General features: G+C 46.9%; 11 protein-coding genes and 2 tRNA genes. 6 read left to right on the forward strand and 7 right to left on the reverse strand.

Annotated features, from left to right (window positions below; genetic code table 11):
* The first annotated feature begins 6 nt into the window (after positions 1-6).
* The 6 genes from MJ611_RS17765 (at position 7) to cysK (ending at position 6,185) form a co-directional block, all read left to right on the forward strand.
* On the forward strand, positions 7-270 hold the full coding sequence (locus MJ611_RS17765; protein WP_250431789.1) for a hypothetical protein: 264 nt from the start codon (positions 7-9) through the stop codon (positions 268-270).
* A 216-nt stretch (positions 271-486) separates the two neighbouring features.
* Positions 487-1,653 carry an MFS transporter gene (locus MJ611_RS17770; RefSeq protein ID WP_250431790.1) on the forward strand — a complete coding sequence of 389 codons (1,167 nt, stop codon included), beginning with the start codon at positions 487-489 and terminating at the stop codon, positions 1,651-1,653.
* A 320-nt stretch (positions 1,654-1,973) separates the two neighbouring features.
* Entirely contained in the window at positions 1,974-2,663 is a 690-nt protein-coding gene (locus MJ611_RS17775; protein ID WP_250431791.1) for a hypothetical protein, read from the forward strand.
* Between the two features lie 445 nt (positions 2,664-3,108).
* Positions 3,109-4,230, forward strand: a complete 1,122-nt coding sequence (locus tag MJ611_RS17780; protein ID WP_250431792.1) for a hypothetical protein — start codon at positions 3,109-3,111, stop codon at positions 4,228-4,230.
* A gap of 181 nt (positions 4,231-4,411) precedes the next feature.
* A complete protein-coding gene (gene epsC / locus MJ611_RS17785; RefSeq protein ID WP_250431793.1) occupies positions 4,412-5,245 on the forward strand; it encodes a serine O-acetyltransferase EpsC in 834 nt (277 codons plus the stop codon).
* Positions 5,246-5,270: 25 nt separating this feature from the next.
* The gene (gene cysK / locus MJ611_RS17790) at positions 5,271-6,185 is read left to right on the forward strand and encodes a cysteine synthase A (protein ID WP_250431794.1); all 915 of its coding nucleotides are present in this window, start codon (positions 5,271-5,273) and stop codon (positions 6,183-6,185) included.
* 94 nt (positions 6,186-6,279) lie between these two features.
* Here the strand turns inward: cysK and MJ611_RS17795 are convergent, their stop codons facing one another.
* The 7 genes from MJ611_RS17795 to MJ611_RS17825 all read right to left on the reverse strand — a co-directional run bounded on the left by MJ611_RS17795 (position 6,280) and on the right by MJ611_RS17825 (position 15,118).
* Positions 6,280-6,714 (reverse strand): DUF2267 domain-containing protein, encoded by a 435-nt coding sequence (locus tag MJ611_RS17795; protein WP_250431795.1) that lies wholly within the window; start codon positions 6,712-6,714, stop codon positions 6,280-6,282.
* 180 nt (positions 6,715-6,894) lie between these two features.
* Positions 6,895-7,653 (reverse strand): hypothetical protein, encoded by a 759-nt coding sequence (locus MJ611_RS17800; protein ID WP_250431796.1) that lies wholly within the window; start codon positions 7,651-7,653, stop codon positions 6,895-6,897.
* A gap of 134 nt (positions 7,654-7,787) precedes the next feature.
* Positions 7,788-7,863: transfer RNA gene (locus MJ611_RS17805), tRNA-Pro, on the reverse strand.
* Positions 7,840-8,169: a GIY-YIG nuclease family protein gene (locus MJ611_RS17810; protein ID WP_317233156.1), complete on the reverse strand. Its 330-nt coding sequence runs from the start codon at positions 8,167-8,169 to the stop codon at positions 7,840-7,842. Before MJ611_RS17810 ends, MJ611_RS17805 begins: the two co-directional genes overlap by 24 nt.
* Positions 8,133-8,206, reverse strand: a tRNA-Ala gene (locus MJ611_RS17815). Before MJ611_RS17815 ends, MJ611_RS17810 begins: the two co-directional genes overlap by 37 nt.
* 124 nt (positions 8,207-8,330) lie before the next feature.
* Positions 8,331-11,582 (reverse strand): TonB-dependent receptor, encoded by a 3,252-nt coding sequence (locus tag MJ611_RS17820; protein ID WP_250431798.1) that lies wholly within the window; start codon positions 11,580-11,582, stop codon positions 8,331-8,333.
* Positions 11,583-11,986: 404 nt separating this feature from the next.
* Positions 11,987-15,118 carry a TonB-dependent receptor gene (locus MJ611_RS17825; protein WP_250431799.1) on the reverse strand — a complete coding sequence of 1,044 codons (3,132 nt, stop codon included), beginning with the start codon at positions 15,116-15,118 and terminating at the stop codon, positions 11,987-11,989.
* Between the last annotated feature and the right edge of the window lie 197 nt (positions 15,119-15,315).

Raw genomic sequence — 15,315 nt, forward strand, 5'->3', positions numbered from 1 at the left:
TAAAACATGAAAATAAAATTCTACTCTCTATTTATCACTGGCCTTTGCCTTGTTGCTTCATCTTCTTACGCTGCATCTGTTTCGGACGAGGCAGGTGATCTATCAGGAAAAAAGACTACGGTAATGGAAAGCCGAATTTCATTTACTAACAACAACAGCAAAAAGGTTAGCAAGAAGTATGGCAACCATTTGTACAAGAAAAGAAGCCTGAAGCAGAGCCTTTTCTTCGGAAAAGACAAGTTCAGAAAGTGCAAAGCGTTTGCTGAGTAGGAAAATACACCTGGCTTATACTTATAATCCACACATACCCCAATAGAAAGCAGCCTCCTGAAGAGGCTGCTTTTATTTTACAGCAGGCACACCCGTTACTTACCTTATAGAGCACAATGCTCCGGAGTGCCTTTTCGGTTGTACTGTGCAATAATCATTTGTTTTTTGTGGGATGGCAGCGGATGTTTTTCCAACTTTGCGCCTTTTAATGCAAGTATGGCTGAACAGACGACGCGAGTGTATGGGCTGCAGTTCGGGTTACTCTGCCTGAGTTCTTTCCTTTTCTTTGCCAGTTTCAACATGATCATTCCGGAACTGCCCAATTACCTGAGTAGTTTGGGCGGCGAGGAGTACAAAGGGCTGATCATTTCTTTATTTACGCTTACGGCTGGCCTTTCGCGCCCCTTCAGCGGGCAGCTGGCCGATAAGATCGGCCGGATACCGGTGATGGTGATCGGTGGGGCCGTTTGTATACTTTGCGGCTTTATGTACCCGCTTACCGGCACAGTGGCCGCTTTTCTGCTGTTACGTTTTGTGCACGGTTTTTCCACGGGCTTTACCCCAACGGGCACGGCAGCCTACGTTGCCGACATCATCCCGATGGAGCGGAGAGGGGAAGCAACCGGGCTGCTGGGGCTTTCGGGTAGCTTGGGCATGGCGGCAGGCCCTGCGCTGGGCGGTGCCATTGCCAGCATGTACTCGCTCGATACCGTGTTTTATGCCTCGTCTGCAGCAGCTTTTTTGTCGGTGGCCGTTGTAGCGCGCATGCAGGAGACGGTTGATAACCCGCATCGTTTCCGGATGGGCCTGCTCAAGATCTCCCGCAGCGAGATTATTGAGCCTCGCGTTCTGCAGCCTTCGGTGGTCATGCTGCTTTCTTATTTCTCCTACGGCATTATACTTACCATCATCCCCGACTTTAGCGAATACCTTGGCATCCGAAACAAAGGCCTTTTCTTTACCAGCTTTACGCTCTCTTCGCTGGCAATCCGGTTTCTGGCAGGCCGTGTGTCCGATAGGTATGGGCGTGTGCGGGTATTGCGCGTGAGTACGGCTGTGCTGGTGCTGGCAATGCTGGGCGTGGGGCTGGCAAGCTCAACGGCAGAGTTGCTGCTGGCAGGCGTTTTGTTTGGCGTTGCCACCGGCATGAACTCGCCTACCATTTTTGCCTGGACCATCGACCTGAGCCACGAGGCGCACCGGGGCAGGGCCATGGCCACTATGTACATCGCCCTGGAAGCCGGCATTGGTTTGGGTGCCCTGTCGTCCGGCTGGCTCTACAACAACAATCCTGCAAATTTCCAACTGGTATTCTGGACGGGCGCAGCCTTCGCCCTGATCTCTTTCCTGTATGTCATGTTCCTGGTCAGAGGCAAACAATAATTTTTTATAAATTTTTATTTATCCCGTTTGTACTGTTGTTGGTTGATAATCAAGCTTTTAGTGTATGCCTGATGTTGTATACTGCATGTATGCTATGTTATATATAACAGTTTTTTTCTCCGTGAGCTCATCCAAAATATAACTATTCCGTAAACATCGCCTAAAGTTGTTCTTTTCTTTCTTTACCCTTGCACTTCTAATTGCTTTCCGCCATTTCCGGTAGAATTGCCTCATTGTTAAGCTTTTCAGAGTTTGCCTTTGGCTGTGCAGGTAACTAAAGAACGGGCAACAGTAATGTTCAACAAGTTCAAAGGTGAAATATGCAATTCTTTACAATTAAAACAGTGGTGCTGGGCGTGATGGGATTATTCCTGATGGGATGTGACAAGGAAGAGAAGGAGGTAACAGAGCCTTTCGCCTACGAGCAAGCAAAAAATTATGGTACTGACCCTACCAGCCAGGAGATCATAGAGTTTAACGATTCGGAGATCGGCACAGAAGTTATAAACACGATCTATAGCTTCGGTACCCCAATCGGGATTAAAGCCGAGCAACGTTTACCAAACGGAAAATACAAGCCGGTGAATGTGGCAAAACTGTTCAACACCAGCAGCCCTACCGGAGATTACACCAAATTCAGAACTCCTAATCCTAAGGCTTTCCGCCCGATGGGCAAGATCCTGATCATAAACGACGCCGTTGATACCGAGCCTAATCTGTATGCCGGTGGTGGCCGCATCGAAGTAGATTTTTCTGCTATTGGTACGGTACTGCTGAAGGGCATTCATGTGCTGGATATCGAGGAAAATGAAGCCGGCTCTACACTGGAGTTGCTGGATAAAGCAGGAAATGTGATCAAGACCATGCCGCTGCCTGTTACGGGTGCCTTGGGTGCTACCCGCCTGAGAGTGGACACACCGGGTGTAGCCAAGCTTAGAGTTACGTTCAAATCAACCGAAAAGCGTGGCGGCACAGGAGCGATCGACGTGCTGGAGTTTAACCGTGAATAAACCAACTTATTTGATGAGTTAATACAAAGCTGTACTATACTAACCAAAGGCCTGTACTTCGTTCGGAAGTACAGGCCTTTTTTGTATCTGCCCATTATGAGCTGTATCCGTTTCAGCCTATTCTTTTCCACCTTCGCACGTGGTCTGAGTAAATCTAGTCAATTGTACTTTATTGTAACCTGTTGATTTACAGGAGAATATAGTTAAGGGTAAAAAAAATTGTACTTTTTGGTATACTTAATTCAGGTTGCACAGTATATAATAGCACTTTTTCAGCTGCTGAAAAGTATAAAATTTAAACCAGATATGCTCAGGGTGTTCTTTTTGTGCATGTTGTGTTAGTGCTATACTTATGCTGTATTGCACAGGAACGCTGCAAGCGGATCTGGTGTTTTTTGTAATTAATATAACTATTTTTATTTACACTCTAGATCTGATTAACTCTATGAAAACAAATTTATGGAAAGTACTGGCATTTGGCCTGAGTACCCTGACCCTACTGAGCTGTGATAAGGAAGATGAGCTGTCTACGATGGGAGACAACCTGACCAAGGATGCAACAGCAGAAACATGCGACGTGATCGATTTTAACCAATACGAAACAGGCTTTATTACGCAGGTAACCAGCATGAATGGCATTGGCCCTGTTGCTGTTTACAACAAAGCCAGGAATGCAGAAGGCAACTTGCTTGAAGAAAACAAAGCTATGATTTTTGATACGCATGCCCCGACAGGAGATGACGACGATTTATATACAGGAGAGGGATCTGACAATGGAGCATTATTACAGAAAGCACTTATTATAAACGAGCCAGCGCTTACGATACCCGATGATAACGCAAAGGGTGGAACGATGACCCTGGATTTTTCGGCAATTGGCACTGTTACGCTGCAGTCGATGAAGGTGGTGGATATCGACGAGTATGAAAATGACTCTTACGTACGCCTTTACAATGCCGCAGGTACAGAGCTTTACGCTGTTAAACTGAAAAACCTGGGCAATAACACGGTGCAGGATGTTAACCTGGGCAATACTGCCGGTGTTACAAAAATGATCGTGACATTAGCTGGTACCGAAGGCTATGTAGGATCAGGTGCGATAGATGATATCAGGTTCTGCAAAAACGAAACTACCACGACCCCGACCACACCTCCAACTGAAGAAGAAGTTTATGGCTGCACCCGCACGCAGGGTTACTGGAAAAACCATGCCAGCGGCAAGAAGTATGACAGCACCTGGGGCGGTATGCAGAATGAGATGTTCTACGGCAGTGGCATGACTTACCTAAAGCTGATGGAGACAGCACCCAAAGGAGGTAATGCGTACGTTATGCTGGCACACCAGTACATTGCAGCTAAACTGAACATGAAAGTGGCTTCCAGCCCGGCTGAGGTAGACGAAGCATACGAAAAGGCTACGGCTTACTTCGCGGCGATGAAAGACGGCAAGTACCTGAACACCCTGCAAACCCCTTACGTGACGGTAAGCAGAGATCAGCTGGTTAAGTGGGCAGAACTGCTGGACAAGTACAACAACGGCCTGCTAGGCCCGGCACACTGCAACTAATCTGTAAGTATAACAGGCAAGTATAAAAAGGCGGAGGTTAAACCGGTTGGGTTTGCCTCCGCCTTTTTTTGTTCTGTATGCGCATGGCATTGTCATGGCAAAACAAATCGTCCCTTACCAAGTTAAACAGTCATAATAGCGCTGCATAAGAACACCAGCACACAATAGCCGTAGCTACACTATGGACCAGGCTTTTCTTAATAATCTTTTTCTCGACCATCAGCAGGCACAGCATCAGGTGCCGGGCTCTGCTACCTGCCGTTTCGTAGAAGGGGTGATGCAACTGCTTTTCCCGCCGCTTTCCGAGCAGCGCTTCGAAACGGTGGATGCCGTAAAAGTATATGCGGAATCCCTGCGGATCGAGTTCATCAGCATACTTACTTCCATGGAGAAGCTGCTCCCTGCTTCACCGATCGACATCGCAGAGAACCTCATAGAGCGCTTGCCCAACCTGCACCGCCTGCTGCTGCAGGATGCCGAAGCCATGCTGCAGGGCGATCCGGCCGCACAAAGTATAGAGGAGGTGATCCGTACGTATCCGGGTTTTAAAGCGGTGGCTGTTTACCGGATGGCTAATGCGCTGTACCGTTTGCGGGTGCCTTTGCTGCCGCGCATCTTATCAGAGTATGCGCATGCCAGAACCGGTATTGACATCCATCCGGGTGCTACCATCGGCACGCAGTTCTGCATAGACCATGGCACAGGCATCGTAATCGGTGAAACCACACACATCGGCAACTGCGTGAAAGTATACCAGGGCGTAACGCTAGGTGCCATCAGCGTGGATAAAGCCATGGCTAACATCAAGCGCCACCCTACCATCGAGGACCACGTGGTGATCTATGCCGGGGCAACCATACTTGGCGGGAACACGGTTGTGGGAGCTTACAGCATTATTGGGGGTAATGTGTGGCTTACGGAGAGCGTGCCGCGTTACTCCAGGGTATACCACCGCCCTCAGATAAAAGTGAGCCGCACAGAAGACCCGGCCGATGTGCTTAATTTTTCAATCTAAATTTAATCAATAAGCTAAGCGATACATGAAAGCTACTACAATACTGGACACCATTGGCAACACGCCTACTGTGCGAATCAACAAGCTTTTTGGCGATGATGCAGAAGTATGGATGAAGTTGGAGCGCGCCAACCCGGGCGGAAGTATAAAAGACCGGATCGCCCTGTCGATGATAGAAGATGCGGAGCGCAAAGGTATTCTGCACAAAGACAGTGTGATCATTGAACCTACCTCAGGCAATACGGGCGTGGGCCTAGCGATGGTAGCCGCCGTAAAAGGCTACCACCTGATCCTGGTAATGCCGGAGTCGATGTCGATCGAGCGGCGCCGCCTGATGGCAGTGTATGGAGCAAAACTGGAGCTGACTCCCCGTGAGAAAGGAATGAAAGGAGCCATTGAGCGGGCACGCGAGTTGCTGGAAGATTACGACAAATCCTGGATGCCCATGCAGTTCGACAACGAAGCCAATACCCAGATCCACATCGAAACAACGGCGCGGGAGATACTCGAGGATTTTCCCGAAGGCTTCGATTACATGATTACCGGTGTGGGTACAGGAGGCCATATTACCGGTGTGGCCAAAGTGCTGAAGCAGCGCTTCCCGAACCTGAAGGTATTCGCCGTGGAGCCGGAGGCTTCGCCGGTGCTGAGCGGCGGACAACCCGGGCCGCATCCGATTCAAGGTATAGGAGCTGGTTTTATACCATCTATCATGGACACCACATTACTGGACGGGGTTCTGCAGGTGAAAGCCGATGATGCCTTTAACTTTGCCCGACGAGCTGCGCTGGAAGAAGGTATATTTGTGGGTGTCTCTTCCGGTAGTTCGCTGGCGGCTGTAGCCCAGAAGATACAGGAGGTGGAGAAAGGAGCCCGTATCCTTACCTTCTGCTACGATACCGGGGAGCGCTACCTGTCAGTAGAAGGACTGTTTGTGTAAGTATAACTTGCAGCAAGTATAAATCAAAAGCTCCTGCAACGCTTGTTGCAGGAGCTTTTGATTTATACTTTGATAGTTGATGGGTACGGCTTAGTCAAGCATTAAGTAATTCCTGTATTTCCTGGTGCATGGCTTGTTTTACCTGCTGTAGCTGCCCGTCAGACATGTGGCGCTGCAATACATTGAACACAGCTCTGAAGGAGGCTGTGATTTCATCATCTTGCTGAAAATCGTTGTTAGCGGCAAAAGCATTTTTATTACGGATATAGTTTATCCACTCCTGGGCATCCCTGATCGTTACCGGTACTTTGTCCGGGTCGTACTGGTCGAAGTAAATGCCTTTCCAGATAATGGGTAGTTGAGCGGCAAAGTGGATAGCTTCGTTGACAGGCAGCCTGTCGCGGATTGCCTGCAGCACGGCCCTGAAAATGCGGCCTGCTTTGTTCATATCATCCGTGTCTAATTCCTGCGCCACTGCCTGCAGCAACACGATAGCGTCCTTCTTGTTGTCCTCAAAGTTAAATGCCATGTTACCTCCTCTTTAAATGATAGTACAATCAGTATCCTAGAAGTACGGCAGGGGGGTGGGGTAGTTTGGATAAAAAGTGGATATCAGGTGAGCGGTGGTTTTAACTTAGGGGAAGCAAAGGCCTGTAAAACGCTGCAGAAGTATAAACAGCAGCATTTAAAGGATTAAATAAGTCCTTGGTTAAAGTCCAATCCCAAGCCGCTTTAACTGTTTCTCCCATGCTGGTGAGAGCTTATTTACCTGTAACTCCGAAAAGAGCCCTTCCGACAGCACCTTATCCTGTTGCACAATCCTGTACTGCAGTGGGAATACGATATTACCGGCCACCTTCTCATAGGCATATTCATCTCCAAACCGCTCGTACTTACCGGATGTTGGGTTTACTGAGGAAGAGGTTACAACTTCTCCCTTTTTATTGACGAACAGGTCAAGGGTCCATTGGGCATTCTGACTGCTCGTGACCCTGACGATGTCTACGGGGCTGTTCCTGTAGGTGGATTGACTTAAGTAGGTAAATTCTGCCTCAGGAGTTGTCAGCAGGTATAGGAAGTTAAAGAACCTTGCTCTGAGGAGCGCTTCGTAAGCTGCTTTTGCTTCATTAGTTGTGTCTTTTCCTTCTTTGTAGGTTGTAGTAGCGACGGCAGTAGTGTCAGTACCGGTTATATCTAACCTGACAACCAGCGGCTGCTGCAGGTGCATGTACCACAGCTGTTTGGTAGAAACCGTATCGCCCTCTTTATAGGTCTTCCTGGAAAGGGTATAGGTAATGGACTCTATTTTGCTTAAGTCTTTCTTTCCTCCAAATGCTCTCAGCATCCTAGTTTTCACAATCTTAGCTTTGTCGCCCGTAGCAGACGCAGGTAGCTTTGCCCCTACCTGCAAAGGCGCCGCCATGATTAGCAGGTAAACGAACAGGTTGGTTAGCAAAGGCACTAGCATGGCTTTGTAAGTTTTAAGGATGGCTCAGGTTTATACTTTTGAGGGAGTAACACAGTCTTGAACTAAGCTGTGTGCAGATCGTGTGCAACAAAAAAGCACTTACCAGTTTTACCTTGTAAGTGCTTGATTGTCAGTTGGGAATATCGGGTTCGAACCGATAACCTTCCCGAAAGCCTTCGGGACGCACTAACCTGCTGAGCTAATCAACCACTCAATATACTTTCTGCTTTTCTTCCTCTTTATCTCAGTTTCTCTTGTTATGGCTTTTGAATTTGTATCATATTCTTCAATGTGCTTCAGCTGCCAAGGGGCGCCGGCTTTGGTAGATTTGCTATATCCAGCATTATGTCTACCAAGTCTGTCTGTTATATCCTGGCAACTGCCAACATAGTAGCGGTCCACTTTCTCTGAGTAGAGGATATAAATATAGTGTGGCATGTGCCTGAAACGAAAAAGGCAACCATTGTGGTTGCCTTTAGTGGAGAATATCGGAGTCGAACCGATGACCTCTTGCATGCCATGCAAGCGCTCTAGCCAGCTGAGCTAATCCCCCGTTTGAGTGACACAAAAATAGACTAATTTTCTAAAAAGCAAAAACAGGAGAGCAGAATTTTATACTTCCTCTGAAATAAAAAAGGGCAGCTATTGCTGCCCTTGAAGTATAAACTAAGGTGTGCTTAGTTGAAGATGTAACGTACACCTAGCTGAGCTTTCCAGCGAGATATGTCGCTTGTGTTGTCACGGAAAGACTTAGTTAAAACTTCTTGCTTAGAAGAGTTCAGGTAAGGGAAAGAAATTGTAGGCTGACCTTGTGCATTGTAGCCAACAAAGTTTAGCAATGCAGCACGGTTGGTAGTTTCTACAATACCCCAGTCCTTATTCAGCAGGTTACCGAAGTTGAAGATATCTAAGCTTAACTGAAGTGTATTTTTCTTGCTACCAATATTAGTGAACAAGTCCTGCAGCAGGCGCACATCCATACGGGTAGTATAAGGAGTAACAGCACCGTTACGCTCTGCATACTGGCCTCTTCTTGAGTTCAGGTACTCATCTTGGCTGATGTAAGCATCAAGCTGGTCCCATATCAATCCTGCATCACGTGTATCGTCTTTGCCTGCTACAAGTGCTATTTCGCTTGCATCACGCGGAATGTAGATCAGGTCGTTGCCAGATAAACCATCGCCGTTCAGGTCGCCCGAATAAGTATAAGAGAAACGGTTACCAGATGCTACTTCAAAGAAAGTTGAGATAGAAGTAGAAAGATGATTAAAGTAGTCTCTCTTGTAAGACAGTGCCAGAATGGCTCTGTGCTGGGTCAGGTAGTTAGAGTATGCTAACACGTTATCGTTCGGATCGCCGGAAATTTGGCGGTCTCTCCAGATAGACTGTGCAATAGAACCACCGTCGTTAACAGACTTCGAGTCAGAGTAAGTATAAGCAACGCTTGCAAATAAGCCACTTGTAAACGACTTCTGTAGCTGGCCAGTCAAAGAGTATGAGTAACCTTTATTGGTGTTCTCCATCACGATAGCATCAGATATGTTGCCATTTACACGGTTAAGGCCTACCAATTTAGAGTTCACATACACAGGGTTACCATTGTCATCTACTTTATAATAGATAGGGCGGTTATCAGCACCTTTCATGGAAGCAGAAGCGTTAGGTAAGTTAGCGTTCCTGTGGTATACCGAGTTAAGGTCTTTTGTATAGATACCTTCCAGGGTAGCTACCAGGCCAAATGGCAATTGCTTATCTACTGCCAGGTTGCTGCGGAATACCTGCGGGAATTTGAAGTTAGGGTCTGTAACAGCCAGGTTATAAGTAGCAGAAGCTGCACCGCCTTGTGGAATGTACGCTGTTACATCATCTGTAAACTTGTAGTTCTGTTTTGTATCCAGGAACGAGCCAAACAATACACCGTTGTTAGATGCCTGGTTAGAGATCCATACGAAAGGTACACGACCTGTGAAGATACCAGTTCCGCCACGTACTTGTGTGGTAGCATCGCCGGTTACATCCCAGTTAAAGCCTAAGCGAGGAGACCACAATACGCGTGTTTCAGGAGCTTTGCTAACATCTATTTTCTCCCCGTTACGGAAAGTAAGCGCTGCTGCAGCAGGGTTTTCTAAAAGGTCGGTGTTGATGATTGGCATATCAGCACGCAGACCTCCTGTTACTTTCAGGTTGTTTGTTGCTGACCACTCGTCCTGCACATAAAGGCCAAACTGCATGGCTTTGATAACTGCATACGGGAAGCCACCAGGCTGTGCAGAATATTGCAACTGGTATTCGGTAGCTTTTGCCGTGCCATTATTCACATCATCATAAAAATCCTGTAGCGATGCATAACGGTAGCGGCCATAGTAGTTAGGGGCAAAGCCGTTTCTGAATTTATAAGCCTCGTTTGCTGTACCAAGTGTAATAACGTGCTTGCCAGCGAAAATCGAGAAGTTGTTGCTCAGCTGGTAAACATCAGAATCTAAAACGTTGTTGGCAGAGAATGGCTCGTAACCGAATGATGTAAGTGTTGCCTTGTTACCGTTTTCGATATCAACAAGCGGGAAAATACCGCCACGGCTCTCACGGAAATCGCGGAAAGCAGTATAGCCGGCAATAAAGTTGTTCGCAAATTTATCACCAAAACGGCTGTTTAACTCAGCTATATACGAGTTAAGGTTGTTGTTGATGATGTAAGTAGAGGCTTTGAATGGAAGCGATGTAACGCTTGGCTGGCGGTTACCAGCCGGCGCTCCTGAGTTTGATGCAGGAATATCTTTCCAGGATTTCAGGTAGTTATACTTGAAAGAGAAAGTATGATTCTTGTTGATGTTCCAGTCGATCTTGGTGTTGATCTTGTTGTTCCAGGTCTCCATGTTGTAGTTTTCATATGGACCTGCATCGTAGTTGAATTTATCTTTCAGGAACTTGCTTAGCTGGTCTAACTGAGCTGCATCGGCAGCCGATACGTTAGAGCCTGTAAGGCCCGGACGAGAAGCCACGAAACTTGAACCTGGGCTTGACTGACGCTCCTGTTCATAGTTAGCAAAGAAGAATAACTTGTCTTTCAGGATAGGGCCACCCAAGCGGGCACCACGCTGCGAAAGTGTAAATTCCTGCTTTGGCATTTTGGTATCTCTCACGTTGCGGCCTACCAGTCTTTCGTCACGGCCAAACCAGTAAACCGAGCCAGAGAAATCGTTTGTACCTGAGCGGGTAACGGCGTTGATGCCTGCACCTGTAAAACCTCCTTGTCTTACATCATAAGGGGCAAGGTTTACCTGGATCTGCTCAATTGCATCCAATGATATTGGCTGTGCACTTGTTTGTGAACCAACGTTAGACTGCAGACCGAAAGAGTTGTTGAACAAAGCACCATCAATGGTAGTGTTGTTGTAGCTGCTGCTGCGGCCAGCAAAAGAGTTTCCGTTCGCCTGAGGAGTAAGACGCGTGAAGTCCTGGATGCTGCGGCTTAGAGTTGGCAACTTCTCAATCTGGTCGCGGGCAACGTTTGTGGCAGCACCTGTGCGGTCTGGATTGATTACATTGTCTTTTTTGCTTACGATCTCCACTTCGCCCAAAGCAATATCGCCTTGTGTAAGTTTGAAATCGAGGGACAGGTTCTGGCCAAGCTTAAGGTAAACATTATCCTGGCGCTGCTCTTGGAAACCAACATAGCTGGTTTTGATTGTGTAAGGACCGCCTACGCGCATGTTCTGCAGGTTGTAACGGCCATCGGCGTTGGTGCCGGCAACGTATTGGGTATTAGTTGGCGTGTGAATAGCTATAACCGTAGCTCCCGGTAATCCCATTCCACTGCCGTCTCTGATAACGCCGTTCATGGCAGAGGTGGTACTTCCTTGTGCCCAGCTAAACTGAGCAGTCAGCACTAATGCCAGAATAAGGCAAAACGTACTATAAAGTTTTTTCATAAAGGGGTTGATTGATTTTGGGCGCAAAAGTAGCTGGATGTATTTACATTACAATCTGGTAGAGATTAAAATTTTATTAACATTTCATTGTGTTATAACACTGAATGTAGATGGGGTAGGACTTACGGAATCAGGCATATTTATGTCTCTAAGAACAAAGCAGAGATTATTAAACTGCTGTAAAGCGCTGCTTGTTTATGGTTTTTGTTGCTTGAAGGTTAGAGACCGACTGTTTTAAGCTGAGGCAACACAAACTCAACCTCCTGTAGCAAATGAAGTAAGCGTACTTGCTATTCTGAAATACTAAACAGGCAGCAGTTATCTGCTACTATCATTGCAATCTTCCCATAAACAAAAAAGGCTCCGGAACCTGGAGCCTTTTTTGTTTAGTAGTATTTCTACAATTAGAAGATGTAACGAACACCTAACTGACCCTGCCATCTTGAGGCAAACGGAGATACATTGTATGCTCTGCTGTTAGGATTGTAAGTGAAAGTAGGTTCGTTTGTTGCTTTGTCTCTTCCTGCGTAACGTATCAGTTCATTCGCGTTGTTGTTAACGAAGTACTGACGGCCCCAATCTTTGTTGATCATGTTGCCTACGTTGAACACATCGAATGTTACCTGGAAAGTATGTTTCTTCTCAAGTACGCTTACGTAGAAGTCCTGCATCAAGCGCAGGTCAAACTGGTGTGTCCATGGCATACGGGCACCATGACGCTCCGTATACTGACCGCGACGAGACTTCAGGTACTCATCAGCTTCGATGAACGCATCAAGTGCTTCCCACTGCTCGTCAGCAGTTGCGATAACGTTTTTCTTGCTATCCAGCAGGTCAACAAGTCTGATTTCGCTTCTGTCGCGCGGAACATACATCAGGTCGTTTCCACGGTTACCATCGTTGTTCAGGTCCTGAGAGTACAGGTATGTAAATGGCTGACCAGACTGACCTTCGTAGAACAAGGATATTGAAGTTGCGAAGTTGTTAGCGTAACGGAAAGTATAACCTGTTGTACCTACGATTCTGTGACGTACATCGTAACGAGCATATTCCAGAGCCGGGTCGTTAGGGTTGTTCACGATCTGGTTGTATTCCCAGTTAGAAAGAGCTGTTGAGCTGGTACCGCTGTTTACATCTTTCGCCATACCATAAGTATAGGCAACCGAAGTGTTCAGGCCGTTAGTGAAGTTCTTGCGCAACTGACCAGTGATGCTGTAACGGTAGCCTTTGTTTGTGTTGTCCAGAAGGATTACGTTGGTATAACCACCGTTAACACGACGGGCAGAAGTTGAAGAAGCGTAAACATCACGCTTATCTACACCTGGAAGCGTGCCAGTTGGTTCTGTCAGGTTAAGGTTCTTGTAAACTACGTCGTTCAGTGTCTTGGAATAGATACCTTCTAAAGTAGCTACGATCTCGCCTGGCAGAGTATAATCAAAGGCAAGGTTGCTTCTCCATACCTGAGGAAGTTTGAAGTCTTCAGAAACTACGTTTACTTCAACAGTTTTGTCAGATGCACCAGCGTTACGCTGCTCTTCTACTTCAGTTACGAATTCAGCAGGGTTGTTCTGGAATACAGTTCCGAACATGGTACCTGTGTTAGTAAACTGGTTAGACAACCATACGAAAGGTACACGGCCAGTAAAGATACCAGTACCACCACGCACCTGGAATGATCTGTCTTCAGTAGGAGTATAGTTAAAACCAAAACGAGGAGCCCAAAGGATTTCACCACCTGGCGTGCGGTCTGTTCTAAGACCTGGATAAAGTGCACCAAAGTCTGCTTCGAACTTCTCATTACGATCAGGAGTATCCGGGAACACCGGAAGGTCAGCACGTAAGCCAAGTGTTAACTTCAGCATGTCAGATACTGTGTACTCATCCTGTGCATAGAAACCAAGCTGCATCGCATTGAATTCAGCAGCCGGAAGCGGGTTGTTCGGATCAAGTGAGTAAGTTGCCTGAACACGGCTGGCCTTACCTGTGTAGAAGTCTTCAAGGCTGTTAAAGTCCCAACGACCGTTCATGTTGTTGATGAACAGGTTACGGAATTTGAAGAATTCGTTGTGTGTACCAACTGTGATGTTGTGGCTACCTAACTGGTAAGTGAAGTTGTCAGTAAATTCAAAGATGTCCTGATCAAGCTCGTTAGCTGTAGATGAACGCTGTGCACCAAATTCAATAGTACCAACTGCGTCATTGATTGTTACCTGAGGGAACATGCCACCAGCGATGCTGCGGTTGTCTCTGATACGTGAGTAACCCAGGATCATGTTGTTAGACATGTTGTTGCCAAAACGGCTGTTCAGTTCAGCTACAGAGCTGTTTGTTTTGCTTTTGAACTGGTACGCATTGTTGCCAAGGCGCACATAGCTACGGCTTCTGGAGATGTTGTCATCAAAAGCGTCAACAAAGTTGTGACGGATTGTGAACTGATGGTTGTTGTTGATGTTCCAGTCGATACGTGCGAAAACTTTATTGCTTTCAGTTTTTCTGTCGATAGTTCCGAAAGAACCAACGTCATAACCATACGTGTCCTGAACGAAGTCAGCCAGTTGCTGTACAGTTGCTGCCGGAATCTGAGATTCTGCAGAGCCTGGAGCAAAACGAACCGGCTCAGAAATACGGGTAGCGTCGTAGTTGAAGAAGAAGAAAAGCTTATCTTTCAGGATAGGACCGCCTACACGTGCACCATACTGGTAGTTGCTGAACTCGTCAGCCTTTACTCTTGGGCCTTCTACAGCCTTACCAATTGTGTTCTGGTTACGTCCGAAGCCGTAAAAAGAACCTGAGTAATCGTTAGTACCTGAACGGGTAACGGCGTTGATACCACCACCTGTAAAGTTACCAAGCTTCACATCGTAAGGAGCTACTACTACTTGAATCTCCTGGATCGCATCCAGAGAGATGGGTTGCGTACCTGCTGAACCACCTGGTGTACCGCTGCCGGAAAGACCGAATACGTCGTTGTTCACGGCACCGTCGATGGTGATGTTGTTGTAACGGTTGTTTGAACCACCAATAGAGTTACCAGATGCCTGTGGCGTAAGACGGGTGAAGTCTTGCAAGCTTCTGCTAAGAGTTGGCAATTGCTCAATCTGCTCACGCGATACGTTTGTAGCAGCACCGGTACGGTTCTGGTTTAAAACATCATCCTGCTGACCAACAATCTCAACCTCGCTAAGCTGGCGGCTGTTTTCTGAAAGGGTAATATCAACGCGGCCGGTTTGACCTAAGCTCAGCATGATGCCGTCAACGCGTTGCTCCTGATAACCAACATACGTTGATCTTACTGTGTATGGGCCGCCTACACGCATGTTCTGGATGTTGTAACGTCCTTCAGCGTCTGTGCCGGCTACATACTGTGTGTTAGTAGAAGTGTGAACAGCAATTACCGTTGCGCCTGGTAATCCCATTCCACTCTGGTCTTTTACTGTTCCGCTCATGGCGGCAGTTGTTACACCTTGTCCATAGCTGTAGTGCATAGTCAGCACCATAGCCAGGAAAAGACATAGCGTACTATAAAACTTTTTCATAAAAGGGTTGATTGATTTTGGACGCAAAATTAAGTTGACTTTTACACTTTCCAACCTTTTATGTATTAATTTATTATTAACTATACAGGGGTTTTAGGCTTGTACAGAAGCATTTATATGATTATATTGCCAGCGTTAATTGAAGGTGAAACAACAAAAACGGCAGGATGAGAGTCCTGCCGTTTTTGTTGTTTATT

Origin of the sequence: Pontibacter ruber, assembly GCF_023630205.1 — a bacterium.
Lineage (GTDB): Bacteria > Bacteroidota > Bacteroidia > Cytophagales > Hymenobacteraceae > Pontibacter > Pontibacter ruber.